We start from the raw sequence: 25,361 nt of genomic DNA on the forward strand, positions 1-25,361 counted from the left end.
GATCAGGTACTCCCGGCAGTCGGCAGGGCCAGCGCCTGCCACAGGGCCACCAGTGCCACCGTCGCCGGCTGGTCGGTGCGGTGCAGGATGTGGATCCAGCCGAGCCGCCCGGCCGCCTCGGCGAGGCTCTGCCGATGCGCCTGCCACACGGTGCGGTAGCGCCGGCCGAGCTCGGCGGCGTTCTCCACCAGGCGCCGGCCGTCGCCCTCCATCCCCTCGACCACCATCCGGCCCTCGTAGGGGAAGGTCTCCTCGGCCGGGTCGACCACCTGGACCAGCACGCCGCGCACGCCATGCGCCACGTGCGGCCGCAGCCAGTCGCGCAGGAGCTCCGGGGGATGGAGGAAGTCGCCGAACAGTACCGCCCGGGCATGGGCGGGAATGCGGTCGGCCGGCAGGTGGGCGTCCTGGGCAAGCGGCTCGCTGGAGCCGAGTGCCCGCAGGATCCGGCTGGCGACGGTCTTGCCGACCACCGCGCGCTCGTCATGCCCCAGCACGCCGACCCGCTCGCCGCCATCGACCAGCAGGTCGCCCAGCGCGATCATCAGCACGGCGGCGCGCTCCAGCTTGCGCGGCACGGCATGGCTGGAGCGGAAGGTCATGGACGGGCTGCGGTCGCACCACAGCCAGGCGGCCTGCGCCGCTTCCCATTCGCGCTCGCGCACGAACAGGCGGCTGCCGCGCGCCGACTGGCGCCAGTCGATCCGCTGCGCCGGGTCGCCCGGCTGATAGGGGCGGAACTGCCAGAAGGTCTCGCCCGGGCCGGCCCGGCGCCGGCCATGGACGCCCTGCACCACGCCCGCCGCGATCCGCCTGGCCTCGAGCTGGAGGGCCGGCAGGCGGGCGGCCAGGCCAGCCGCCTCGGCGCGCTGGGCGAGCGGGTCGCGCTGCGGCTCAGAGCGCATGGGCGAGCAGGCGGCGGATCAGCTCGTCGGCGTCGATCCCTTCCGCGCGGGCGGCGAAGCTGGGGGCGATCCGGTGGCGCATCACCGGCCCGGCAAGCGCCCGCACATCGTCCAGCGAGGGGGCGATCCGGCCGTCCAGCAGCGCCTTCGCCCGCACCGCCAGCGCCAGGGCCTGGCTGGCGCGCGGGCCGGCCCCCCAGGCCAGCAGCCGGTCGAGGTCGGGCAGGGCACCGCTGCCGGGCCGGGCCGCGCGCACCAGCTTCAGGATCGCGTCCACCACCTGGTCGCCGATCGGCAGGCGGCGCACCAGGCGCTGCCACTGGTCGAGCAGGCGCGGGTCGGCGATGGCGGGTGCGGTCGCCTCGGTGCCGCCGGTGGTCACCAGCACCATGCGGCGCTCGGCAGCCTCGCTCGGATAGTCGACGTCGATCTGCAGGAGGAAGCGGTCGAGCTGCGCCTCGGGCAGGGGATAGGTGCCCTCCTGCTCGACCGGGTTCTGGGTCGCCAGCACGTGGAACGGGCGCGGCAGGTCGTGGTCCTCGCCGGCCACCGTCACCTTGCGCTCCTGCATGGCCTGCAGGAGGGCCGCCTGGGTGCGCGGGCTGGCGCGGTTGATCTCGTCGGCCATGAGCAGTTGCGCGAACACCGGCCCGCGAATGAAGCGGAACGCGCGGCGCCCGTCCGCGGCCTCGTCCAGCACCTCCGAGCCCAGCACGTCGGACGGCATCAGGTCGGGGGTGAACTGGACCCGCTTCTGGCTGAGCCCCAGCACGACGCCCAGCGTCTCCACCAGCCGGGTCTTGGCGAGGCCAGGCACGCCTACGAGAAGGCCGTGCCCGCCGGCCAGGAGGGTGACGAGCGATTCCTCGACCACCCGCTCCTGGCCGTAGACCACCATGGCCACGGCGTCCTTGACCCTGGCCAAGCCGTCCACCGCCGCCTCGACGGCCTGAACCGCCACCTCTGTGCCCGGCTCGTTGGCAACGCTCATCCGCCCTCCATCGGCAAGATCGCGAAACGAAGGCCCGGCACCCGGAGCGGCCCGGCGGCGCGGGCAGCAGGACCGGTGCCGGCTGTACGGGGGCGGCCGGTCTTGCTCGACCACCTGCACCCAACACACATATGACCAGAGGATCGGCGTTTCCACCTCGACGCGCAACGCGGCAGGATGGTTCGGCCGCAGGATGGTTCGGCCGCAGGGTGGGCAGGAGCAGGACGGGAGAGCGGAGTTGAGCGAGGGCGGGCCGGGAGGCGGCGGTGCCAGGCCGATGATCGACTGCGGCGACCTCGAGCTGCGCATCGAGGCGGACGGGAGCTGGCATTATCGCGGCTCGCGGATCGACCGGCAGCCACTGGTCCGGCTGTTCGCCTCGGTGCTTAGGCGCGAGCCGGACGGCAGCTACTGGCTGGTGACGCCGGTCGAGCGCGGCCGGGTCGAGGTCGGCGACGCGCCGTTCCTGGCGGTCGAGGCGGAGGTGGCGGGCGAGGGGCAGGCGCGGCGGATCCGCCTGCGCACCAACCTGGACTACTGGGTCGAGCTCGGCCACGAGCACGGGCTGCGCAGCGGGCAGGGCCCCGATGGCGGGCCGCGCCTCTACGTGCAGATGGAGAACGGCCTGGAGGCGGCGCTGGCCCGGCCGGTCTGGTACCAGCTCCTGGAGCTGGCGATCGAGGATAGCGGGCCGGACGAGCCGGTGGGCCTCTGGGCCGGCGGCCGCCGCCATGACCTGTCGGCGCTGGCGGTCGATGGAGGCGCGGCTTGAGCGATGAGGACCTGGCGGCAGCCTGGCGTGACCCCGCGCTCCTGCGTGCCCGGCTGGATCGCGCACGGCCCGTGCCCAAGCGTTTGGCGGAGAGCCTGAACCGCGGCGACGAGGGGTTCGAGGAGCTGCGCCCGCCCGGGCTGCCGCGGCCGGCCGCCGTGCTGGTGGGGCTGGTCGAGCGGCCGGGCGGGCCGTTTCTCCTGCTCACCACCCGCACCGCCCATCTGCGCCACCATGCCGGTCAGGTGAGCTTCCCGGGCGGGCGGATGGAAGTGGCCGATCCCGACCCGGCCGCGACCGCGCTGCGCGAGGCCGAGGAGGAGATCGGCCTGCCGCCGGACGAGGTGGAGGTGCTGGGCGAGCTCGATCCCTACGACACGGTGACCGGGTTCCGGATCCACCCGGTGGTCGGCTGGATCCGGCCCAAGGCTGCATGGATCCCCGACCCGTTCGAGGTGGCCGACGTGTTCGAGATGCCGCTGGCGTTCGCGGTCGACCTCGCCAACCACCGCCGCGAGCAGCGGATGCGCGACGGGCGGATGCGCACCTACTGGACGCTGCCCTGGAACGGCCGGCATGTCTGGGGGGCGACTGCGGGGATCATCGTGAACTTCGTGCAGCTCCTGCGCTGGCGGCCATGAGCGGCTGGCCCGAGCGGCTCGACGCTCCCTGGCTCCGCTGGACGAGCACTCGCCGCGTGGTGGCGGCGCTGACCGAGGGTGGCGGCCAGTGCTGGTTCGTGGGCGGCTGCGTCCGCGACAGCCTGCTGGCGCCGGGCCGGGACGATGCCGCGCTCGACATCGACCTGACCACCGACCTCCTGCCCGAGCAGGTCGCGGCCCAGGCGGCGGCGGCCGGGCTCAAGCCCGTCCCGACCGGCATCGAGCACGGCACGGTGACGGTGGTGGCGCAGGGCCGCCCGTTCGAGGTGACGACGCTGCGCCGCGACGTCGCCACCGATGGGCGTCATGCGACCGTGGCGTTCGGCGGCAGTCTCGCCGAGGACGCGGCCCGCCGCGACTTCACGATCAACGCCCTCTACGCCCGCCCGGACGGGGAGCTGGTCGACCCGCTGGGCGGGCTCGCCGACCTGCAGGCCAGGCGCGTGCGCTTCGTGGGCGACCCGGAGCGGCGGATCCTGGAGGACCATCTGCGCATCCTGCGCTTCTTCCGCTTCTACAGCCGGTTCGGCGGCGACAGGCCCGATCCTGCAGGTCTCGCGGCCTGCATCCGCCACGCCGCACTCCTCCGGAGCCTGAGCGCCGAGCGGGTCGCCAAGGAACTGCTGAAGCTGCTGGCTGCCCCGAACGTCCTGGCCAGCCTCCGGGCGATGGCGGAGGGCGGGATCCTGGCGGCGCTGGGCATGGAGGATGCTGAGCCGGGCCGGCTGGCGCCGCTCCTGCGCCTCGCACCTGACGCTGACCCGCTCCTGCGGCTGGCAGCCCTGTTCCACCGACCCGCGCCGGAGCCGGGCCGGGGCGAGCGGCTGGCCCTGCGTCTGCGCCTGTCGGCTGCCGAATCCCGGCGCCTCGAAGCGGCGCTGGGCGAGGCGGCGCCGCCGCTGGACGAGGTACCGGAGGAACTGGAACGCCGCTGGTACCGCGAGGGCGGCACTGCCGGCTGGCGGGACCGGTTCCTGCTGGCCGCCTCGGCACGGGGGCTGGGCCCGGAGGCGGTGGCGGCACCCCTGGCGCTCGCCCACGACTGGACCCGGCCGGAGTTCCCGATCGGCGGGCGCGATGCGCTGGCGCTCGGGATGCGGCCCGGCCCAAAAGTCGGCACGCTCCTGCGTGAGGTCGAGGCCTGGTGGCTCGGCCGAGGCATGCGGCCGGACCGGAACGCATGTCTTGCCGAGCTCACGGCGCGTTACCGGCTTGACGAACCTCCGCCAGCCCCCTAATCACCCGCTCGCACGGCCGTTGGGGGATAGTTCAACGGTAGAACGACCGGCTCTGACCCGGTTAATCCTGGTTCGAATCCAGGTCCCCCAGCCAACGCTACGAGCCAGTCAGTTCCCCAAGATTGCCGGTCGACCGTCACCTGCCAGGATGCTGGCGGGCACTAATCATTTGGGCTGGTTTCGTTCACGGCTGCCGAAGTGCCGGCTCCGGTGCGGTCGCGGCATTGCCGCGACCGCACCGGCGAGGCTGCCGGCTCAGCCCTGCATGATGTCCTTGAACCGGCCGAACCACTCGCTCTCGTTCTCGACCTGCACCCTGGTCGGGATCGAGATCAGCCGGGCGAAGTCCTCCGGCGTGGTCGGATAGGCCGGGTCACCAGCCAGGTCGGCCGGCGCAGTCAGGCCCGGCACCATGCCCGGCAGGCCCAGGCCATCGCACCAGACCTGCTGCGCGTCCCTGGACAGGGCGAAGTTCACGTACTGCCTAGCCCAGTAGAGCTCGTTCTCGGGCAGCCCCTTGGGCACCCACAGCCCGTCCGTGTCGACCTTTGCGCCTTCCTTCGGCACCGTCCAGCTGACCGGGATGCCGTTCTTTTTCGCCTCGCGGGCATTGCTGATGATGGTGCAGGCGAGGTCGATCTCGCCGTTCTGGAACCAGGTGGTGAAGTCCGGGTCCTCGCCCAGCAGCGGCTCGTTCTCCTTCACCTCGGCGATGAAGTCCCAGGCCGCCTGCATGTTCGCCGGGATGTCCTCGACCTTGCCGCCGCCGGCGACCTGGGCGGGGAAGTGGAAGCCGATCCCGTCGTCATAGAGGGCGATGCGGCCCTTGAACCTGGGGTCGGTCATAGCCTGCCAGCTGTCGGGCGGGCCGTCCGGGAAGGCCTCGTCGGCATAGGCCAGTACGTAGACATAGGAGTAGGTGTTGACGATCGGCACGCCGTCGAGGCCCTTCGGCCTGGCACCGTCGAAGGCGGTGGCGAGGTTGGGCAGGTCGGACAGGTCCTCGGTCACCCCGCGCAGCGCCGACTTGGTGGCGTTGACGGTCGTGTCCCAGTTGACGTGGATCGGCGGGACCCGGCCCTGCGCTGCCGCCTGCCAGATCTTGGGCTGGATCTCGTTGTCCTCGGTGAGGTCGTGGCGCACGCGGATGCCGGTGGCGGCGGTGAACGGCTGGCTCACCCCCTTGTCCAGCGCATCCACCCAGACCCCACCCCAGGCACGCACGATCAGCTCGGACGGCTTGGCCGGCTCGTCCTGGGCGAGGCCCGGCCGCGCCAGCATGGCGGTGCCCAGCATGGCACCGGCGCCGGCCACCGCCGCCCTTCGGCAGATCCTGATCTTGTTCACTGATTCCCTCCTCTCGAAGCTCCGGGAAACGGCAGCAGGTCGTCCGGCGACCAGGCGACGGTCACCGTTCCGCCCGGCTGCGGGAGCGGGCCCTCCGGCCCGCCCATGTCGAACAGCTGGAGGCGCAGGTCGCCCAGGTCCGGCAGGCGCACGCCCAGCACGCGCCGGTCACCCTCGAAGATCACTTCCTCCAGCACCGCCTGATGGCCGGATCCGCTGCCGAGCCGGATCCGCTCGGCACGGATCGCGAGGTCCACCGGTGCACCCGGGGCCAGCGCCGTGGCAGGTGCCCGGGCCAGGAGCTCGGTACCGCCCACCAGCACGCGCGCCCGGCCATCCGCGTCCTGGCCCAGGAAGCTGCCGGGCAGGAAGTTGGTGAGCCCCAAAAAGCCCGCGACGAACCGGTCCGCCGGCCGGCCATAGGTGATCTCCGGCGGTGCGTCCTGGCGCACTCGCCCGTTCGCCATCACCAGGATCCGGTCGGACATCACCAGCGCCTCGCGCTGGTCGTGGGTGACGTTGATCGTGGTCACACCCAGCTCCTGCTGGATGCGCCGGAACTCGAGCTGCATCTCCTCGCGCAGCTTGCGGTCCAGCGCCGCCAGCGGCTCGTCGAGCAGGAGCAGGTCGGGCTCGAACACGAGGGCCCGGGCGATCGCGACCCGCTGCTGCTGGCCACCGGACAGTTCCTGGATCCGCCGCTCACCCAGCCCGCCCAGCTGCACCAGCTCCAGGTAGCGCTCGACCCTCGGCCGGATCTCCGCCTTGGGGAAGTGGCGCATGCGCAAGGGGTAGGCCACGTTCCCCGCCGCGGTCAGGTGCGGGAACAGCGCCAGCTTCTGGAACACCATGCCGACCTTGCGCCGGTAGGGGGGCAACGCCTCCACCGGGATGCCGTGCACCTCGATCCGGCCCTGGTCGGGGGTGAGAAAGCCCGCGATCGCGCGCAGGATGGTGGTCTTGCCCGAGCCGGATGGTCCCAGCACGGTGAGGAAGCGCCCGCGCTCCAGCTCGAACGAGACGTCCTCGCAGGCGACCGCACTGCCATAGCGCTTGGTCACGCCCGCCACGCGGACCATGACCTCGGAAGAAAGCGTCAGCTTGCCGGCCTCCTTGGCCGCTCGGTGAGGGATGCGCGCAAGCTCTACCGCCTGCGCACGGCCATGCAAGGGGTGGGGCAAGGGCCGGGGCAGGGCAGCGGGGCCGCTTGCCGGATGGCCGGCAGCGCCCTAACTGCCGGAAGGAGCAGGGCCGGCAGAGCGAGCATCGGCCCGAACGGGAGCCGCCATGCGCCTTGCCGGCATCCACCACGTCACCGCGATCACCGCCGATGCGCCCGGCAACCGCCGCTTCTACACCGGCCTGCTCGGCATGCGCCTGGTCAAGAAGACGGTCAACCAGGACGACGTGCGCGCCTATCACCTGTTCTATGCCGACGGGATCGGCGCACCGGGCACGGACCTCACCTTCTTCGATTGGCCGGTGGGGCCACGCGTGCCCGGCAGCCATGACCTCGTGCGCACCGGCCTGCGGGTCGCCGGCAGCGACGCGCTGGCGTGGTGGCAGGACCGGTTCGCCCGGGCAGGCGTGGCGCACGGGCCGGTCGAGGAACGCGACGGCCGGGCCGTGCTCGACTTCGAGGATCCCGAAGGGCAGCGCCTGTCCCTGGTGGACGATGGCGGCACGGGTCCCTCCCATCCCTGGGGCGACAGCCCGGTGCCGGCCGAGCACCAGATCCGCGGGCTGGGGCCGCTCGTCATGAGCGTGCCGGACCTCCGCCCGAGCGAGCGGGTGCTCACGGAAGTGCTGGGCCTGGTCCACCGGCACAGCTATCGCGGCCCGGCCACGGTGAGCGGGCCGCCGGTCCAGACCGAAGTGTTCAGCACGCCCGATACCGGCCCCGAGGGCGAGCTCCATGTCCGCCTGGAGCCCCGTCTGCGGCCGGCCGCCCAGGGTGCCGGCAGCGTCCACCACATCGCGTTCCGCACCCCCGACGCCGACTACGAGGCCTGGACCGAGCGCCTGCGCCGGCTGGGCATCCCCTCCAGCGGCCCGGTCGACCGCTACTATTTCCGCTCCCTTTACCTGCGCGAGCCGAACGGCATCCTGATCGAGATCGCCACGGACGGCCCCGGCTTCGCCACCGACGAACCCGCCGACCGCCTGGGCGAAACCCTGGCCCTGCCACCCTTCCTGGAGCCACGCCGCCAGGAGATCGAGGCGGGATTGAAGCCGCTCTGACGGGGTGGCATTCGCCTGTCGGTAGAGGCATGGCACGGAATGCCGGCCGGACCGGCGCCAAGCTCGCCTCCACATCAGCTCATCTGCAGGGCAGCCGTCTGCCGGTTCGAGTTCCGGCAGGGGAAGGTCCAGGTCCATCGGCATAGCAGCGACGGATCAAGCGCCATCGGCGAACGGTGCTTCCGCCGGGGGCACCGCTCGCAATGCCAGAGCATGATCGGCTCATGGCGATGTGGGTCATCGCCTCACCAATTTCAGGAAGCTGCTTCTGGCCTCGGGCAAGGCGGCGGCAACCGGGCAAGCCAGGCGAAGGTTCGTTCCACGTGCGGAGATCGCGCCGCACCGGCCGGTTATACCAAGTCAGGTGCCGCGCGGGACGAGAGGCTGTCCGCGGCCATTCCTGGAGAGCATCCTGGCCCGGCGTGTCGCGCTGGACGATCCACCTGCTCGACAAGCATGGCGGACCGGCATGGAAGGGCAAGCGGCCCACTGGGCTGCAGGTCTTCGCTACCCTTCAGTGCCACGCCCGGCTGCCATGGCTCTGCAATGTAACGAGGCTCATGCACGGGATGCCGAGACCATCGCGCAACTCGTGCGAGCGATCCGCGACCGTCTCCTGATGGTCGTCTCTTCACGAATGGACCAGCGGCTCCTGCCGTCGATGGCACCGTGAGGCTCGTGTCAGGTTGGGCGGCGCATGCTGTGCGACACCTGATGACTGCCCGCGCTCAGCTGGTCGGCATCTCCATCGACTTGTCCGGCCAGATCCGCAGCGTACTGAAGACTGTCGGCCCGCGTGCCAACGGCTGGGCCGGGAGGATGTTCGAGGCCAGGGCTTAAGGAACTGATCGAGAAACGGCTGGAGGTAATCGGCGTAGTTGCGCCTTTTGTCGACGGTGTTCCGAAGGGTGCGCGACCAGGTTGCCGCCTGGATCGCAAGTTGCTGACGATCGCCAGGGTTGACGCGACCTGCCGCTTCCTGATGACCTGCCCCAGCACAGAGCTGGAGTTGCCATCAGCTTCAGTGCTGCCGTGGAAGCACCAGACCGTTTCCAGTGCAGGCACTTGGCGGGGTGTCCGTCTCTGGTCGAGGCGCCTGTTCTCGAGCGTCTTCGCCTGAGCAGCTTGAGCCCAGCAGCCAAGCCATCCCTCCTGAGCCAGGGCGGCTGGCATTTCGCCAGGCGACTGCTGGCGCCCGCCAACATCACGCTACTGCATCTTCGCCCTGCGCCTCCAAGTTCAACTCGGTCGAGCGTGGCCAGCTCTGTTGGCGCGAGCGCTTCTTCGCGCACTGCGTGCTCAATGACTGCCAAGCTGCTGCGATGCCGCTTGCCTGCCCTGAATGCCTCTCACGACCCAAACCGGCAGGTGCACCAACCTCGCCGCCAATCCTTGATCAGGCCAGAACTTAGGGCAGGGGCTCTACTTGCCACGCTTCCTCGACGTCAGAGCCGGGCCAAGCGGTCGGTCAGCAGGGTGAAGAAGCGGTCGGCATCGACGTCGCGCATGACGGTGGCGTTCGCCGGGCGCCGGTCGGTGTTCCACCAGTCCACCAGGGTTCGGCCGATCGAGCGACCTTCCAGCTCGATCTCGACCGGGCAGTCCTTGCCGGCGAACAGGGTCGGGTCGATCAGCCAGGCGATCACGCAGGGGTCGTGCAGCGGCGCCCCCGGCGCGTCGTAGCGCTCCATGTCGAAGCGATTGAAGAAGTCCAGCAGGCCGTGGACCGCTTCCGCGACCCTGCCGCCATTGGCGCGGAGTCGTGCCAGGCGTTCCGCGGTCACCAGCACCTGGTGGGTCACGTCCAGCCCGAACATGACCAGGGGCACGCCCGAGCGGAATACGATGTCGGCGGCATGCGGGTCGACATAGATGTTGAACTCGGCGGCAGGGGTGATGTTGCCGAGCTCGATGGCGCCGCCCATCAGCACGATCTGCCGGAGCCGCTGGGACATATGCGGCTCCTTGCGGATCGCCAGGGCGACGTTGGTGAGCGGGCCTACCGCCGCGATCGTCACGGTGCGGGGCGGGCGGGACATCACCAGCTCGATGATCGCGTCGACCGCATGGCCGTCCCGCAACGGGATGGTTGGCTCGGGCAGCACCGCACCGTTCAGCCCGGTCTCGCCATGCACGTGCTCGGCGGTCTCCAGCGGCCGGACCAGGGGGCGGTCGCAGCCGGCATGAACCGGCACGTCCGTGCGGCCCGCCAGCTCCAGGACCTTGCGGGCGTTCACCCGGGTCAGGCCCAGCGGCACGTTGCCGGCCACCGCCGTGATCGCCAGCAGCTCGATCTCCTCAGGTGCCGCCAGCGCCAGGAGGATCGCGATGGCGTCGTCCTGCCCCGGATCGCAGTCCAGGATGATCGCGTGGCGGGCCATCGGCGTCAGCTCTCCGTCAGCTTGAACTCGATCCGGCGGTTGCGCCGGTAGGCGATCTCGTCGTCGCGCCCGTCCAAGGGCTTGTACTCGCCAAAGCCTGCCGCGGCCAGACGCTCGGGCGGCAGGCCCTGGGAGATCAGGTACTGGACCACGGCGACGGCCCGCGCGGTGGATAGCTCCCAGTTGGACGCGAACCGGCCGCCACGGATCGGCTGGCGATCGGTATGGCCGTCGACCCGCAGCACCCAGGGCACGTCTTCCGGAATCGTCTGCGCGATCTGCTGGAGCGTCTGCGCGACCTTGGCCAGTTCCGCCCGACCCTCCGCGCCGATCTCGGCCGAGCCCGGGTTGAACAGCAGTTCCGACTGGAGGACGAACCGGTCACCCACCACCCGGATGTCCGGCCGCTCGCCCAATGCCTGGCTCAGCACGCCGAAGAACTCCGAGCGGTAGCGCGACAGTTCCTCGACCTTGCGCGCCAGCGCCTCGTTCAGCCGCTGGCCGAGGTCCAGGATGGTCGCCTGCTGGGTGTCGACCTGGCTGCGAGTGTCGTCGAGCGTGCCTTCCACGGCCACCAGCGCCGTCCTGGTGGTATCCAGCAGCCGCTCCAGCTCCGCGATCCGGCTGCGTGCCGAGGCCAGCTCCGCACTGGTGCTCTGCAGAGAGGCTTGCGCATCCGTGGCGGCCGCCTGTTGCTGCGCCAGCGCCGTCTCCAGGCGATCGCGCTCGGCCGCCAGCTGCTCCTCCAGGCTCACGGCCCGCGCCGCCGCCGCCTCCGCCCGCTGCCGCTCGGTGGCCAGGCTCGCCGCTCCCGCCCGGCGTTCCTCGCCGAGTACCGCCTCGAGGTCGGCAATCCGGCGCGCCAGCTGCTCCTCCAGCGTCTCCTTCTCGCGTGCGGTGGCCTTCAGGCTCTCGTCCAGCGCCTTCTGCTGCGCGGACAGGTCGTTCACCGTGCTGTCGAGCTCGCCCACCTTCGCCCGCAGCGCCTCGTTGGCAGCGCCGCTTCCCTCCAGCCGGCCCGTTGCTTGGTCGATCTGATCACGCAGGAACTCCAGGCTCTGGTCGCGTTCCCTGGTGGCCGCGTCCATGGCCTCCAGCTGGCGCTTGATCTTGTCGACCAGCGCCTGGACGTCTTCGGGGGACTGCTGCCGGCCTGCTTCCTGCGAGGCCGGCTGCTCTGTCGGCGCTTGCTCCTGCGCCCGTGCCGCAACGGGCGGCAGCAGCCCGAGCAGGGCCAAGAACATACCCCAGAACATGCAAGAAACCATGCCGACGCGGACCATGCGGATTCCCCCCTTATCCGCAGAGTGTGCCGGCAAGCGCGCGGCTTTCGCAAGCGGGCTGCCGCATCACTGCGGCACGCTCACCCCTCGGGTTCGGGCCGCCACCCGGCCAGTGCCTGGTCGAGCCGGGTCGGGTCGGCAAAACCGTCATGTGCAGCAGCGTCCAGTTCCTGAAGCAGCCGGCTCGTGGCGCTGGAGATGACCGGCCCGTCCGGCCCGCGGTCCGCGGCTGCCGCCTCCTCGCTGTCGACCGGCAGGTCGGGCAGGGCAGCGTGCAGGAGAAGGGCGGCCTGCTCCTGGCCGGTCGCCCGTAGCTGGCGGACCAGTGCTGCCAGCGGTGCGCGCAGCTCGCCCCGCCGCAACTCGGCCAGCGGCCGATCCTGGACCAGGGCCAGCTTGCGGAACAGGTCCAGATCCGGCGCCACCAGCGCCGCCGCCAGCACGGCGACCGGCTCGACTGCCGGCGCGTCGGCGGCCGGGTCGGAAGCAGGCAGGCTGCTGCCCGGTCCGCCGCGGCCAGGGCGGTCGGCCAATCACCTGCGGCCTGGGCCGCGCGGGCGTGCCGCCGTTCCATGGTCGCCTGGACCCGGCGGCCTTCCCAGGCCGGTGCCAGCCGGTCCAGCGCTGCCTTCGCGCCAGCCGCGTCGGTGGTGCCTGCCTGCAGATCCAGGTCGAGCGTCACGGCCTTGGCCTGGAGCGCCGTGTCCGCGTCGCCCTCCTGTTCCGCCACTGCCAGCCGCCGCCGTGCTGCCGGCAGCGCCTGTTCCCGCGCCAGTGCCTCGGCCTGCAGCAGCTTCCACAGCGCGGCTTCCGTCTCATCCTCGGCAGCCGCGGCGAGGAGGCCATCCAGGGCCGCGATCGCGGCGCCGATCGCGCCGGAACGGATCTGGCTGCGGACGACCGGTTCACCCAGCAGACGGCGCAGGGCCGGCGGGTAGCGGCTCAGCACGCCCCCACTCGCCGCCAGGGCCGCGCCGACCTCATCGTCGTGGCCTTGCTGGGCATGGAGGAAGGCCTGCCACAGGGCGGCCTCAGGCCGGTCGGGCTCGCCTAGCCCGGCAAGGCTGGCGGGCGGCACGGTTGTCGGGCGCGCCAGTGCCGCCGCGGCCGTCGCGAGCGGCTTGAGCAGTTCGTCCGTCGGGCCGAAGCCCGCCAGCACCGCATCGGCTTCGACGAGCAGCCCGGCACCCAGCAGCACCCGCACCAGACCGGCACGGGCCGCGGGATCATCCGGTGCGCGTGCCAGGCGCTCCTGCGCCAGCCGCCGCTCGGCCAGTCCCGCACGTCCTCCGAGGCCAGCGAAATCGAGTCGTGCGACCTCCGCTGCCGATGCCGGCTCAGCGGCTCCAGGCGGCAGCTGTGCGATCGGTGGGATCGCCCCCGTGATCCGCACGCCGTCGATCCCGGTAACGGCGGCAAGCTCCGGCCGCAGGGGGCGCATCACCAGCCCGGCCAAGCTCGCCATGATCTCCAGCTCCGGCGTGCCGCCGGCAGCCACGGGGCGCGCCTGCGCGGCGGCCACCGGTGCCACCAGCAGGCGATCGCCAGCACGGGGATCGATCAGCTCGACGGGGCGGCCGACGCCCGGCAGGTGCAGAACAGGGCCCTCCCGGATCTCGACATGAGCGACTGGGTCCTGTCTCGGGTCGACCGGGTCGTCGGCAGCGAGCAGCAGGCGCCAGGTGCGGCCGTCCGTGAGTGGCAGGAGCCTAGCCGCGACGCCTGCGGCCAAGCCGAAGCGGAACACGGTCGCATCGAGGCCGAGCTGGCGCTCGGTCGTGCGGACCCGATGCACCAGCCGGCGGGCGAGCGACGCCGGATCCGCCCCCAGTCGCTCGGTCCGGGCGCCAAACACCAGCCAGAGGCGGTCGTCCCGCCAGAAGGCGGCGGCAGGCACGGGATCGTCCCAGCGGAACTCGAGCACGGCTGCACCGGCGGAGTCGGCCATGGCACGAACCTCCAGGCCGGACGCCGGTGCGGCATCTGCCGGCACGGGTGAGGTCGCAAGGTGATCCGGTGCCGTTGCCCGATGCGCGGCATCGGCCCCATGCGGGCGAGGTGCTCGGCCGTGGCCGATGGTTGCCGGGTCGGGGGCGGCGTCGACCGGATCCTCGGCCAGCAGCGCCGGCAGGACGTGGCTTGGCACGGTGGCGTCGGCCGTGGCGGCGGACGGAGCCGGAACATCCTTCGGGCGCAGGTCCAGCACGAGGTGCTGCTCGCTCAGCCAGTCCGGCTCGAGGCTCACCTCGTGCCGCAGACGCAGGCGCAGCTCAGGACCGGCGGTTCGCGCCGACAAGGCGACACGGGACAGCCGGATCCCGAGATCCTGCCCAGTGGCGAGCAAGTCGCGATCGAACCGCAGCACCAGCTCGCCCGCTTCCTGCCCGCGGGTCATGGTGAAGGGGCGTGCGGCTTCCAGTACGATCCGCGCCGTGGCGCCCTGGGCACCCAGGCGCAGCCGGATCGGCCCGAGATCCCGATCCGGAGCGCTGGCCGGCTGCGCTGCGGGTGGGGCGGGGTGGATGGCGGTTGCGGCAGCTTCGGCCGTGCCGGCCCCCGCGAACAGGGCCAGCAATGCCAGCAACCGCAGGAGCAGAGCCAGGGCCGCACCAATACATGGTTGGCCGGGTGGTGCCGGGGCAGTCATGCCGCGCGGCCTTGCAGGGCGCGACTGATCTTCGCCTTGAGCGTGGCAGCGCTGAACGGCTTGACCAGGTAGTGGTCGGCTCCCGCGTCGCGGGCGGCCAGCACGTCCTCCGCCCTGCCTTCGGCGGTCACCATGATGAAGGGCACCAGGCCGATGCGCGGGTCGGCCCGCATCGCCTTGAGCAGCGCCAGCCCGCCGGTCGGCTGCATGTTCCAGTCGGAGATCACCAGGCCGAACCGGCGGCCAGCCAGGAGTGCCAGCGCCGTCTCCGCGTCGGTCGCCTCCACCACGTTGGCGAAGCCTGCCTGCTGCAGGAGGTTGCGGATGATGCGCAGCATCGAGCGGTAGTCGTCGACGAGCAGGATCGGCAGGTCGCGGTCGATCATCGCGCTCCGTCTCCGTGCGGCAGGCCTCCATCGAATCGGAGACTAGCCGCAAGAGGTTGACGGAGCCTTAAAGGCCCGGGCGTTCTACCGGCTCAGGATGCCCGACGACGCCGCCCGGTCCGCGCCTGGGCCGCATCGGCCGTTGCCGTCGCCTCGCGCGGCAGCAGCCGCGCGAGGTAATGGCCGGTATGGCTCCCTGGATGGGTGGCGACCTGCTCCGGCCGGCCCTCGGCGACGATCTGGCCGCCGCCCGTGCCGCCGTCGGGGCCCAGGTCGACGATCCAGTCGGCGGTCTTGATCACCTCCAGGTTATGCTCGATCACCACCACCGTGTTGCCGGCATCCACCAGGGTGTGGAGCACCTCGAGCAGCTTGCGCACGTCCTCGAAATGCAGGCCGGTGGTCGGCTCGTCGAGGATGTAGATGGTCCGCCCGGTGGCCCGACGCGCCAGCTCCTTGGCGAGCTTGACCCGCTGCGCCTCGCCCCCCGAAAGGGTCGTGGCCGACTGGCCCAGCGCCACGTAGCCGAGGCCCACCCGGCGCAGCGTCTCGAGCTTGTGCCGGATCGGCGGGACCGCCTCGAAGAGCTGGGTGGCCTCGTCGATCGTCATCGCCAGGATGTCGGCGATCGACTTGTCCTTGTAGGTGATCTCCAGCGTGGAGCGCTCGAACCGCTTGCCCTTGCACACGTCGCACTGGACGTAGACGTCCGGCAGGAAGTGCATCTCGATCTTGACCACGCCGTCGCCCTGGCAGGCCTCGCAGCGCCCGCCCTTGACGTTGAAGCTGAAGCGGCCGGGCTTGTAGCCGCGGGCGCGGGCTTCCGGCAGGCCGGCGAACCAGTCGCGGATCGGGCCGAAGGCACCGGTATAGGTGGCCGGATTGGAGCGCGGCGTGCGGCCGATCGGCGACTGGTCGATCTCCACCACCTTGTCGAGCAGCTCGATTCCGCTCAGCTCCTCATGGGCGGCCGGCGCCTTGCGGGCGCCGTTCAGCCGGCGAGCCAGTGCTGGGTAGAGCGTGTCGATGATCAGGCTGGACTTGCCCGAGCCGGACACGCCGGTGACGCAGACGAAGGCGCCCAGCGGGAAGCTCGCCGTAGCACCCTGCAGATTGTTGGCGGTGGCGTTGACCAGGCGGAGCATTCGCTCCGGATCAACCGGCCGGCGCCGCTCCGGCACGGCGATCTGCCGCCGGCCGGACAGATACTGGCCGGTCAGGCTGGCCGGGTCGTGCATGACCGCCTCGGGCGTGCCCTGCGACACGACCATGCCGCCATTCACGCCGGCACCCGGGCCCATGTCGATCAGGTGGTCGGCCGCGCGGATCGCGTCCTCGTCATGCTCGACCACGATCACGGTGTTGCCCAGGTCGCGCAGGCCCACCAGGCTGGCGAGCAGCCGGTCGTTGTCGCGCTGGTGCAGGCCGATCGAGGGCTCGTCCAGCACGTAGAGCACGCCGGTCAGCCCGCTGCCGACCTGGGAGGCCAGGCGGATGCGCTGGCTTTCGCCGCCGGACAGGGTGCCGGAATCGCGGGCGAGCGTCAGGTAGCCCAGGCCGACATCGTTCAGGAAGCGTAGCCGGTCGCGGATCTCCTTGAGGATCCGCACGGCGATCTCGCGCTGCCGCTCGGTCAGGCGCTCGTCCAGCGCCGCGAACCAGCGATCGGCGTCCTGCACCGACTTGTCGGTGACCTGGCCGATATGATGGTCGGCGATCTTGACCGAGAGCGCCTCGGGCTTGAGCCGCCAGCCCTTGCAGGCGGTGCACGGCGCGGAGCTCAGATACTCAGACAGCTCGTCGCGCATCCAGGCGCTGTCGGTCTCGCGCCAGCGGCGCTGCAGGTTGGTGACCACGCCCTCGAATGGCTTCTTGGTCTCGTACGCGCGCAGCCCGTCGGCATAGCGCATGGTGACCGCCTCGCTGCCCGAGCCGTGCAGGACCGCGTTGCGGGCCTTTTCCGGCAGCTTCTTCCAGGGCGTGGTGAGGTCGAAGCCGTAATGGCGGGCGAGGCTGGCGAGGGTCTGCGGGTACCAGGAGGAGGAACTGTCCGCCCAAGGCTCGATGGCACCCTCAGCGAGCGACAGGTCCGGGTTCGGCACCACCAGGTCCGGGTCCATGAACATGGTGCGGCCCAGGCCGTCGCAGGCCGGGCAGGCGCCGTGCGGGCTGTTGAATGAGAACAGGCGCGGCTCGATCTCGGCGATGGTGAAGCCGGAGACCGGGCAGGCGAACTTGGCCGACAGGAGCTGGCGTTCGCCCGAATCGGCGTCCTCCACGATCAGCAGGCCGTCGGACAGCTCGACCGCGGTCTCGACGCTGTCGGCCAGCCGCGTGGCCAGGTCCGGGGCGACCACGATCCGGTCGACCACCACCTCGATGTCGTGCTTGAGCTTCTTGTCGAGGGCGGGTGCTTCCTCGATGTCGTAGAGCTCGCCGTCGATCTTGACCCGCTGGAAGCCCCGGCGCTGCAGGTCGAGCAGCTCTTTGCGGTACTCGCCCTTGCGGCCGCGCACGATCGGCGCCAGCAAATAGAGGCGGCTGCCTTCGGGCCGCTCCAGGACGCGGTCGACCATCTGCGGCACGGTCTGGCTCTCGATCGGCAGGCCGGTGGCGGGCGAATAAGGCACGCCGACCCGGGCATAGAGCAGGCGCAGATAGTCGTAGATCTCGGTGACGGTGGCGACGGTGGAGCGCGGGTTCTTCGACGTAGTCTTCTGCTCGATCGCAATCGCGGGCGAAAGCCCGCTGATCTGGTCGACGTCCGGCTTCTGCATCATCTCCAGGAACTGCCGGGCATAGGCCGAGAGCGATTCCACGTAGCGCCGCTGGCCCTCGGCATAGATCGTGTCGAAGGCGAGCGAGGACTTGCCCGAGCCGGACAGGCCGGTGATCACCACCAGCTTGTTGCGCGGAATGTCGACGTCGACGGACTTCAGGTTGTGCTCGCGCGCACCACGAATGCGGATCATGTCGTCCATGAGCTGTCCGGCCGGTGGCCTGCCCGCAACAAGGGGCAGCGATAGGGAACGAAACAAGTACACCGGTGGGCATTGATGGGCCAATGCCGTACGGCTTACAAGCGGTCACCGGGTTGCGGCTGCGTCATGCGCCGAACTGCCGATCAGTGCGCCTCGTCGGCGCAGCGATCTGCCGCTATGATCCGGCACATCATCCGAACCCCCGTCCGGCACACGGGCGGGGGCCAGTCGAGGACGGTATATGGCCGGCAGTGTCAACAAGGTGATCCTGATGGGTAATCTGGGGAGGGACCCCGAGGTCCGCTACACCCAGAACAACCAGAAGATCGTCCATCTCTCGATCGCGACCTCCGAGCGCTGGTCGGACCGGCAGAGCGGCGAGCGCAAGGAGCGGACCGAGTGGCACCGGGTCGTGATCCTGAACGAGAACCTGGCCGACATCGCGGAGAAATATCTGGCCAAGGGCCGCACCGTCTATGTCGAGGGCCAGCTCCAGACCCGGGACTGGCAGGATCAGTCCGGGCAGAAGCGCTACACCACCGAGATCGTGCTGTCCCGGTTCAAGGGCGAGCTGGTGCTGGTGGGCGGTGGCGGTGATGCCGGTGGCGGCCGGTTCGGCGGTCCGCCGGAGGATGCCTATGGCGACGAGGAGCGCGGTGGCGCCCCGGCGCGCGGCGGGGCCGGCGGCGGTGCTGGTGGCGGTGCTGGTGGCGGCGGCTTCGAACGGCAGGGGCCGCGCGGCGGCGGCAGTGGCGGGCGCCCGGCGCCGGCCAGCGACCTCGATGACGACATCCCGTTCTGAGCAGGCATCACGGTCGGTACTGGCCGCCAGTCGAGCTGGCGGCCCGTCGACTTGGCGTGATTGCTGCGACAGCCGGTGGCAGGGACGGCGCAGCGAAGTGAATGTCACAGCGGCCGCACATGAGAACCGCTTGATTCTCGCCAAGTCGCCCTTATTATCATGTCGTAGCGCCTCCCGAGCATCACGCTAATTTTGCACTGGTTCTTGTTGCGTCGCATCATTGCCCGCACGCCGGCACGCGGGACTTGATGAGGACGGGGAACCGGGGCGCGAACGGCGATTTACCTGAACCACCAGCCAAGCAGTGATCGCTTGCGGCCCAGAAGGCGGGGCCGTCCCTTCGGGTGGACGGCCGCAATGGACTGGACGGCGAGGGGGCATGTCGGCGAGCCGCATCATGGTCTCGCGATAACAGCAGGCGAAGGCGCCGCGGCGACAAGGCCCGCGGCCGGCCTGCCATCGAGCAGAAGAGGAATATGTTTCCCTACCGACGCAACGTGAAGAAGCGGGGCAAGAACGGCCCGCAGCAGCGCAAGGGCGCCCAGCACGGCGGCCAGGGCCAGCGTATTCCGGGCTCGGCGCGCGACGTGCTGCGGCTCTTGCAGCCCGCCACCAAGGCGCTGGCTCAGCTCCTGGCCGGCAACACCCGGCCGTCCGGGCAGGTCAATCATGCCCGCCATGTGCTGGACCAGGCACAGTGGCTGGTGGACGAGCGCCAGGTCGACCGGCTGGCGCCGCAAGAGCGCGAGGAGTTCCTGGAGCAGCTGGCCCGCCTGAAGCTGACCCTGGCTGACGTACGCGACCAGGAGCAGGAGCAAGACGAGGCGGACGCGATGGAGCCCCGTCCGGCCAAGCCAGCTGTGGCGCCGGAGCGGCTGCGCGAGATGGCCCTGGCCCTGGCATCGACGGGTCCGGCTGCACCGGCGGCCCATGTGCCGCCGCAGCCGGCGGTCGATGAAGTGGCGGAGGAGCAGGAGACTGCGGCGGAGCCGGCGCTGCCGGAGCCCGAGCCAGCGGCCGAGCCGGAAGAGGAGGCCCGTTCCGGCCCGCGCGGCCAGCGGCTGCGGCTGCGGCGGACTACGCCCCTGGCAGCCTCGATCGGCTGACTTTCCCCCCGGCGTTCATGCTCCTCCTTCCCCATCCCGGTAGCGACCTATGCTGCGCTCGATCCTGATCGCGTTGGACGGGGTGACCCCGGACGCCGCCGCCCTGTTCTGCGCCAGCGAGTTGGCCGGGGCACAGAACGCGGCGCTGCGGGTGGTGATCTGTCCGAACCGCGGCGACTTCGAGGGCGGCGAGGCCCATGGGATCGGCGGGAGCAGCTTTGCCCAGCGGCGCGACACCGTCCTGATCCAGCGGCTGCAGGAGCGGCTCCAGGCGGAGCGCACCGGCCTGGCCGAACTGCTGACCCAGTCCGAGATCGTGCCGGATATCGTCGAGACCACAGGCGACCCGGCGAGCGTCGTGGCCGCCGCCAGCGAATCCGCCGACCTGGTCGTGCTGCCCCACGGCCGGCCCCGGGCCCGGGCGGAGGACGCTACCGAAACGGGCTTCGCCCTGCCGGTCTCGGGCATCCTCCAGGAACTGGTGCGCCCGGCCCTGCTGGTGGCGGACAAGGCGATCGGCGAGGGGCCAGTGGTGGTCGCCTATGACGGCAGCCCGCTGCCCAGCGGGCACTGCATACCGGCCTCCTGTCCGGCATGTTCGGCCAGCGCGAGGTCGTCGTCCTGTCGGTGGGCTATGGCGCGTCCGCGGCGGAGGCCATGGCGACACCTGCGACGGAGCTGATACGGCATCACGGTCATGCGGTGCGGGTCGAGGCACTGGCCGGGCAAGGCGACACGGCGGGCGTGATTCTGGGCCGGCTCGAGGGCCTGGCGCCGGCCCTGTTCGTATCGGGCTCCTTCGGTGGGCAGGGGCTGCTGGAATGGCTGTTCGGCGGCACCACCGAGCACCTGCTGCCGGCGGTCCAGGTCCCCTGGCTGGTGCAGCGCTAGGAACGGGTTCCCGACGGAGGGCGGCTTTGCGCCTTTCCGCTCGCTTACCGCGGCAGATGGCGCATACTGGCCGTCGTAAAGGTTTCGGGCGCGCGCGAGCGGCGGCCGGATCGGCCTGTCGCAGCGCGCGGAGCAGCCCGGGCCCATGGAGGACCGAGCATGGCCGCCAACAACCACATCCGCAATCCGATCGAATGGGGCTCCGACCAGCTGAGGAATGCCAACGTGGCACTCGGCCGGACCGGCCACGCCGTCGTCGGCGACGATATCGTCCGGCATGGCGCGCCGCCGGCCGTCCGCCGGATCGGCATGGATGACCTGCGCGATGCGCTGCGCCGCGGGATCGACGATTTCGGAGCCTATCGCACCGACGTCATCTTCGTCTGCCTGATCTACCCGATTGCCGGCTTGATCCTGGCGCAGCTGGCGTTCGGCGCCGAGATGCTGCCGATCCTGTTCCCGCTCGCCTCCGGCTTCGCCTTGGTGGGCCCGGTTGCGGCGGTCGGCCTCTACGAAATGAGCCGGCGGCGGGAGCTGGGCGAGCAGGTGGGCTGGGCGGATGCGTTCGCCGTGCTGCGCTCGCCCGCGTTCGGCGCGATCCTGGTGCTCGGCATCATCCTGTTCCTGATCCTGGCGATCTGGCTCGGCACCGCCTATGCCATCTACGACGCGACCATGGGCCCGGAGCCGCCGGCCTCGCTCGGCAGCTTCATCAGCGACGTGTTCACGACGAGCGCCGGCTGGCAGATGATCGTCTGGGGGATCGGGGTGGGCTTCCTGTTCGCCCTGCTCGTCCTGACCATCAGCGTGGTGTCCTTCCCGATGCTGCTCGACCGGGATGTCGGCCTGGCGACCGCCATGGCGACTTCGGCGAAGGCGGTCTGGACCAACCCGGTGCCGATGGCGGCCTGGGGCCTGATCGTGGCCGGCGCCCTGGTGCTGGGGTCGATTCCGGCCCTGCTCGGCCTCATCTTCGTGATGCCGATCCTGGGCCACGCGACCTGGCACCTGTATCGCAAGCTGGTCGCTCCCCCGTATTGACCGTCCGCCGGTCGCGCCCGGCACAGGCCTGGGCCTCCAGCCGGGCGCGCAGCGAGCCGAAGGGCGGGCCGGCCAGCGATCAGGGATCGGTGCCGAGATAGGTCAGGCGGGTGGCGAGGGTGTAGTCCGATTCCAGCGCCATCAGCGCCACGAACACCAGCACCATCACGCCCGGCAGCAGGATGGCGTAGACTAGGGCCAGCCGTTCCCATGCCATGTGCATGAAGACTGCGATGATCAGGCCGGCCTTGAGGATCATAAACAGCAGGATCAGGGACCAGCGCAGGTAGCCCTGCAGCTGGAGATAGTCCACCGCGTAGGAACAGGCGCTGAGGATGAACAGCCAGACCCACACCACGAGGTAGAGGCGGACCGGATGCTGCTGGCCTTCGTCGTGCCCGTCCGCCATCGATGGCTGTGCCATGGCCGGTTCCTCACCACAGATAGAAGAAGGCGAAGATGAACACCCAGACCAGATCGACGAAGTGCCAGTACAGGCCGGTGATCTCGACGATCTCGTAGCGGCCGCTGCGGCTGGTGAAGAAGCCCTTGGCACCCCGGTCGAAGTCGCCGCGCCAGACCTTGCGGGCGATGATCAGCAGGAAGATCACGCCGATGGTGACGTGGGTGCCGTGAAAGCCGGTGATCATGAAGAAGGTGGCGCCGAACTGCGGAGCACCCCAGGGATTGCCCCAGGGCCGCACCCCCTCCTCGATCAGCTTGGTCCACTCGAAAGCCTGCATGCCGACGAAGCCGGCACCCAGCAGGGCGGTCACCAGCATCAGGATGGCGGTGCGCCGGCGGTCGCGCCGGTAGGCGAAGTTGACCGCCATCGCCATGGTGCCGCTGCTGGTGATCAGGACGAAGGTCATGATCGCGATCAGGATCAGCGGGATCTCGGCGCCGCCGATGGTGAGCGCGAACACCTCGCTCGGGTTCGGCCAGGGCTCCACCGTCGACATGCGCGCGGTCATGTAGGACAGGAGGAAGCAGCCGAACACGAAGGTGTCGCTCAGGAGAAACACCCACATCATCGCCTTGCCCCAGGACACGCCCTTGAAGGCGCGCTGGTCGGAGCTCCAGTCGGCGATCATGCCGCGCCAGCGGGCCTGCCGCGGGAGCGCTGTCTGGGTGGGAGCCATGGCTGCCCGGGCCATCCTTGCCTCCTTCAGCTCAGGACCTGACGGCAGATCTCGGCGAAGTCGTTGGCCCAGCCGGCCAGAAGGCCGAACAGGACCAGCCAGACCAGCAGCAGGAAATGCCAGTAGGTGGCGCACAGCTCGACCAGGACCCGCGCCCGAGCGCTGCCGGGGTCGCGCCAGGCCCGTGGCATCGTCCGGCCGAGCGCCACCAGGCCGCCCGCCACATGCAGGCCGTGCACGCCGCTCAGCACATAGAAGAAGCTCGCGGCCGGGTTGCCGGCAAGGCCGTGGCCGAGGGCCAGCAACTCATGCCAGGCCAGGATCTGGCCTAGCAGGAAGGCCAGCGCCGCGGCCCCGCCCAGCAGCAGCCCGTGCCGCATGACAGCCGGGTGGCCATGCCGTGCCGCCACCTGCGCGCCGTGCAGCCCGAGGCTGCCGACCACCAGCAGGCCGGTATTGATCCAGAGGATCCGCGGCACGGGCAGCGCCCACCAGTCGGCGGCACCCATACGCATCAGGTAGGCGCTGACGAACAGGGCGAACAGCGACCCGGCCACGGCCAGGAACACCACCAGCCCGGCCTTCGCCCGCCGCACCGGCCCGGCCTCCTCCGCAAAGGCGGAACCCGGAGCCACCGGTGCCGGCAGTCCCGGCTCCAGCCAGGGCTTGGCCATGATGCCGTGCCGGGCCAGCCACCATCCGGCCACCGCGGCGACCAGTGCCAGGAAGGCCAGGGCCGCGCTCATGTCGCCGCTTCCCTGCGCTCGGTGGGGGAGGGCGGCTGGTTCTGCGGGATGAAGTCCTCCGCGGCACCTGGCACGCTGTAGTCATAGGCCCAGCGATAGACCACCGGCAGCTCGCGGCCCCAGTTGCCATGGGCCGGGGGCGTCTGCGGGGTCTGCCATTCCAGCGTGGTGGCGCGCCAGGGATTGCCGCCGGCCGGCCGGCCATGGCGCAGGCTCCAGAACATGTTGAACAGGAACAGGAACTGGGCGGCACCCACCACCAGCGCGGTGATCGTGATGAACTCGTTCAGCGTGACGGTGGAGGCCGGGACGAAGGCGGTCTCACCCATCTCGTAGTAGCGGCGGGGGATGCCGAGCAGGCCCAGATAATGCATCGGGAAGAAGATCAGGTAGGCGCCCAGGAAGGTGACCCAGAAATGGAGCTTGGCCAGTAGGTCGTTGAACATCCGGCCGGTGATCTTCGGGTACCAGTGATAGATGGCGCCGAAGATGACCAGGATCGGCGCCACGCCCATCACCATGTGGAAGTGGGCGACCACGAACATCGTGTCCGAGAGCGGCACGTCGACCACCACGTTGCCCAGGAACATGCCGGTCAGCCCGCCGTTCAGGAAGGTGACGATGAAGCCGATCGCGAACAGCATGGGCGGGGTGAAGTGGATGTCGCCCCGCCAAAGGGTCAGCACCCAGTTATAGACCTTGATGGCCGTGGGCACGGCGATGATCAGTGTCGTGGTGGCGAAGAAGAACCCGAAATAGGGGTTCATGCCGCTGACATACATGTGGTGTGCCCACACGATGAAGCTGAGCGCGCCGATGATCACGATCGCCCAGACCATCATCCGGTAGCCGAAGATGTTCTTGCGCGCATGAGTGGCGATCAGGTCGGACACGATGCCGAACGCGGGCAGGGCCACGATGTAGACTTCGGGGTGGCCGAAGAACCAGAACAGGTGCTGGAACAGGATCGGGCTGCCGCCGCCATAGCTGAGCTGCTCGCCCATCTGGACGATCGCCGGCATGAAGAAGCTGGTGCCGAGCAGCCGGTCGAACAGCATCATCACCGCACCCACGAACAGGGCGGGGAAGGCCAGCAGCGCCATGACCGTGGCGGTGAAGATCCCCCAGATCGTGAGCGGCATGCGCATGAGCGTCATCCCGCGGGCCCGGCCCTGCAGCACGGTCACCACATAGTTCAGCCCACCCATGGTGAAGCCGATGATGAACAGGGCCAGGGAGACCAGCATCAGCACGATGCCCAGGTCCTGGCCGGGCGTGTTGGGCAGGATCGCCTGGGGCGGGTAGAGCGTCCAGCCGGCACCGGTCGGGCCGTCGGAGGTGAAGAAGCTCGCGACCAGGACCAGGACGGCCAGGAGATAGATCCAGTAGCTCAGCATGTTGGCGTAGGGGAACGCCATGTCCCTGGCCCCCAGCATCAACGGGATCAGATAGTTGCCGAAGCCGCCGAGAAAGAGGGCGGTAAGCAGGTAGACCACCATGATCATGCCGTGCATGGTGATATACTGGTAGTAGGCGTCGGCATCGATGAACTCGAGCGCGCCGGGAAAGGCCAGTTGCAGCCGCATCAGCCAGGACAGGAACAGGGCGACGAAGCCGATCGCCATGGCAGTCAGCGAGTACTGGATCGCGATGACCTTGGCGTCCTGGGAGAAGACGTAGCGGGTGATCCAGCTATGCGGGTGGTAGAGCTCGACGTCCGCCGTCTCTGCCGGCGGCACCGTTTCCGCTGGGCCATGACCATGGATCGTGGTGGCCATCAACCTGCTCCCCGCTGGCGG

The 25,361-nt window shown here is 70.3% G+C and carries 22 protein-coding genes and 1 tRNA gene; 10 read left to right on the forward strand and 13 right to left on the reverse strand.

All coding sequences use genetic code 11. The annotated features are described in order from the left end of the window. Positions 1-2: 2 nt before the first annotated feature. Together HLA95_RS01790 and HLA95_RS01795 are read right to left on the reverse strand one after the other, a co-directional pair. A complete protein-coding gene (locus tag HLA95_RS01790) occupies positions 3-905 on the reverse strand; it encodes a DUF58 domain-containing protein (protein WP_222182200.1) in 903 nt (300 codons plus the stop codon). Further along, positions 895-1,896, reverse strand: a complete 1,002-nt coding sequence (locus HLA95_RS01795) for an AAA family ATPase (protein WP_222182202.1) — start codon at positions 1,894-1,896, stop codon at positions 895-897. The genes HLA95_RS01790 and HLA95_RS01795 overlap by 11 nt, the downstream gene beginning before the upstream one ends. Positions 1,897-2,134: 238 nt before the next feature. On the opposite strand from HLA95_RS01795, the gene HLA95_RS01800 reads away from it, so the two are divergent. The 4 genes from HLA95_RS01800 (at position 2,135) to HLA95_RS01815 (ending at position 4,662) form a co-directional block, all read left to right on the forward strand. Next, positions 2,135-2,668, forward strand: a complete 534-nt coding sequence (locus HLA95_RS01800; RefSeq protein ID WP_222182205.1) for a DUF1285 domain-containing protein — start codon at positions 2,135-2,137, stop codon at positions 2,666-2,668. Next, complete coding sequence (locus HLA95_RS01805) at positions 2,665-3,309, forward strand: CoA pyrophosphatase (protein ID WP_255591281.1); 645 nt, start codon at positions 2,665-2,667, stop codon at positions 3,307-3,309. The genes HLA95_RS01800 and HLA95_RS01805 overlap by 4 nt, the downstream gene beginning before the upstream one ends. Continuing rightward, positions 3,306-4,568 (forward strand): CCA tRNA nucleotidyltransferase, encoded by a 1,263-nt coding sequence (locus HLA95_RS01810; RefSeq protein ID WP_222182207.1) that lies wholly within the window; start codon positions 3,306-3,308, stop codon positions 4,566-4,568. The genes HLA95_RS01805 and HLA95_RS01810 overlap by 4 nt, the downstream gene beginning before the upstream one ends. Before the next feature lie 20 nt (positions 4,569-4,588). Further along, positions 4,589-4,662, forward strand: a tRNA-Gln gene (locus HLA95_RS01815). A 161-nt stretch (positions 4,663-4,823) separates the two neighbouring features. Here HLA95_RS01815 and HLA95_RS01820 read toward each other — a convergent pair. After that, positions 4,824-5,864 (reverse strand): ABC transporter substrate-binding protein, encoded by a 1,041-nt coding sequence (locus HLA95_RS01820; protein ID WP_191062517.1) that lies wholly within the window; start codon positions 5,862-5,864, stop codon positions 4,824-4,826. A 47-nt stretch (positions 5,865-5,911) separates the two neighbouring features. After that, positions 5,912-6,994 carry an ABC transporter ATP-binding protein gene (locus HLA95_RS01825; protein WP_191062287.1) on the reverse strand — a complete coding sequence of 361 codons (1,083 nt, stop codon included), beginning with the start codon at positions 6,992-6,994 and terminating at the stop codon, positions 5,912-5,914. A gap of 208 nt (positions 6,995-7,202) precedes the next feature. Here HLA95_RS01825 and HLA95_RS01830 point away from each other — a divergent pair, with 208 nt between their 5' ends. Further along, positions 7,203-8,156 carry a ring-cleaving dioxygenase gene (locus tag HLA95_RS01830; protein ID WP_222182209.1) on the forward strand — a complete coding sequence of 318 codons (954 nt, stop codon included), beginning with the start codon at positions 7,203-7,205 and terminating at the stop codon, positions 8,154-8,156. A 1,445-nt stretch (positions 8,157-9,601) separates the two neighbouring features. Here HLA95_RS01830 and HLA95_RS01835 read toward each other — a convergent pair. The 5 genes from HLA95_RS01835 to uvrA form a co-directional block, all read right to left on the reverse strand. After that, positions 9,602-10,537 carry a nucleoside hydrolase gene (locus HLA95_RS01835; protein ID WP_222182211.1) on the reverse strand — a complete coding sequence of 312 codons (936 nt, stop codon included), beginning with the start codon at positions 10,535-10,537 and terminating at the stop codon, positions 9,602-9,604. A 5-nt stretch (positions 10,538-10,542) separates the two neighbouring features. After that, positions 10,543-11,793, reverse strand: coding sequence for a peptidoglycan -binding protein (locus HLA95_RS01840; RefSeq protein WP_255591283.1), 1,251 nt, complete (start codon positions 11,791-11,793; stop codon positions 10,543-10,545). A gap of 40 nt (positions 11,794-11,833) precedes the next feature. Next, positions 11,834-14,467 carry a hypothetical protein gene (locus HLA95_RS01845; protein ID WP_222182213.1) on the reverse strand — a complete coding sequence of 878 codons (2,634 nt, stop codon included), beginning with the start codon at positions 14,465-14,467 and terminating at the stop codon, positions 11,834-11,836. After that, the gene (locus HLA95_RS01850; RefSeq protein WP_191061884.1) at positions 14,464-14,853 is read right to left on the reverse strand and encodes a response regulator; all 390 of its coding nucleotides are present in this window, start codon (positions 14,851-14,853) and stop codon (positions 14,464-14,466) included. The genes HLA95_RS01845 and HLA95_RS01850 overlap by 4 nt, the downstream gene beginning before the upstream one ends. 92 nt (positions 14,854-14,945) lie before the next feature. Further along, positions 14,946-17,834, reverse strand: a complete 2,889-nt coding sequence (uvrA, locus tag HLA95_RS01855; RefSeq protein ID WP_222182215.1) for an excinuclease ABC subunit UvrA — start codon at positions 17,832-17,834, stop codon at positions 14,946-14,948. Between the two features lie 241 nt (positions 17,835-18,075). Between uvrA and ssb the strand changes: the two genes are divergently transcribed. The 5 genes from ssb (at position 18,076) to HLA95_RS01880 (ending at position 21,674) form a co-directional block, all read left to right on the forward strand. Further along, the gene (gene ssb / locus HLA95_RS01860) at positions 18,076-18,636 is read left to right on the forward strand and encodes a single-stranded DNA-binding protein (protein WP_222182217.1); all 561 of its coding nucleotides are present in this window, start codon (positions 18,076-18,078) and stop codon (positions 18,634-18,636) included. A 476-nt stretch (positions 18,637-19,112) separates the two neighbouring features. Then, positions 19,113-19,742 carry a hypothetical protein gene (locus HLA95_RS01865; RefSeq protein WP_222182219.1) on the forward strand — a complete coding sequence of 210 codons (630 nt, stop codon included), beginning with the start codon at positions 19,113-19,115 and terminating at the stop codon, positions 19,740-19,742. Between the two features lie 49 nt (positions 19,743-19,791). Then, positions 19,792-20,424, forward strand: a complete 633-nt coding sequence (locus HLA95_RS01870; RefSeq protein WP_191062484.1) for a universal stress protein — start codon at positions 19,792-19,794, stop codon at positions 20,422-20,424. Further along, on the forward strand, positions 20,400-20,633 hold the full coding sequence (locus HLA95_RS01875) for a universal stress protein (RefSeq protein ID WP_191062483.1): 234 nt from the start codon (positions 20,400-20,402) through the stop codon (positions 20,631-20,633). The genes HLA95_RS01870 and HLA95_RS01875 overlap by 25 nt, the downstream gene beginning before the upstream one ends. Positions 20,634-20,792: 159 nt before the next feature. Continuing rightward, complete coding sequence (locus tag HLA95_RS01880; protein WP_191057966.1) at positions 20,793-21,674, forward strand: DUF2189 domain-containing protein; 882 nt, start codon at positions 20,793-20,795, stop codon at positions 21,672-21,674. Between the two features lie 79 nt (positions 21,675-21,753). On the opposite strand, the gene HLA95_RS01885 is transcribed toward HLA95_RS01880, so the two are convergent. The 4 genes from HLA95_RS01885 to HLA95_RS01900 are packed head-to-tail and all read right to left on the reverse strand — an operon-like array spanning position 21,754 to position 25,340. Continuing rightward, on the reverse strand, positions 21,754-22,098 hold the full coding sequence (locus HLA95_RS01885; RefSeq protein ID WP_223861364.1) for a cytochrome C oxidase subunit IV family protein: 345 nt from the start codon (positions 22,096-22,098) through the stop codon (positions 21,754-21,756). Positions 22,099-22,108: 10 nt separating this feature from the next. After that, positions 22,109-22,831: a heme-copper oxidase subunit III family protein gene (locus HLA95_RS01890; RefSeq protein ID WP_191057965.1), complete on the reverse strand. Its 723-nt coding sequence runs from the start codon at positions 22,829-22,831 to the stop codon at positions 22,109-22,111. Positions 22,832-22,842: 11 nt separating this feature from the next. Next, positions 22,843-23,562: a cytochrome c oxidase subunit 3 gene (locus HLA95_RS01895; RefSeq protein ID WP_191057964.1), complete on the reverse strand. Its 720-nt coding sequence runs from the start codon at positions 23,560-23,562 to the stop codon at positions 22,843-22,845. Continuing rightward, a complete protein-coding gene (locus tag HLA95_RS01900; RefSeq protein ID WP_191057963.1) occupies positions 23,559-25,340 on the reverse strand; it encodes a cytochrome c oxidase subunit I in 1,782 nt (593 codons plus the stop codon). Before HLA95_RS01900 ends, HLA95_RS01895 begins: the two co-directional genes overlap by 4 nt. Positions 25,341-25,361: the final 21 nt, after the last annotated feature.

Origin of the sequence: Geminicoccus harenae, assembly GCF_019800005.1 — a bacterium.
GTDB classification, from domain to species: Bacteria; Pseudomonadota; Alphaproteobacteria; order Geminicoccales; family Geminicoccaceae; genus Geminicoccus; species Geminicoccus harenae.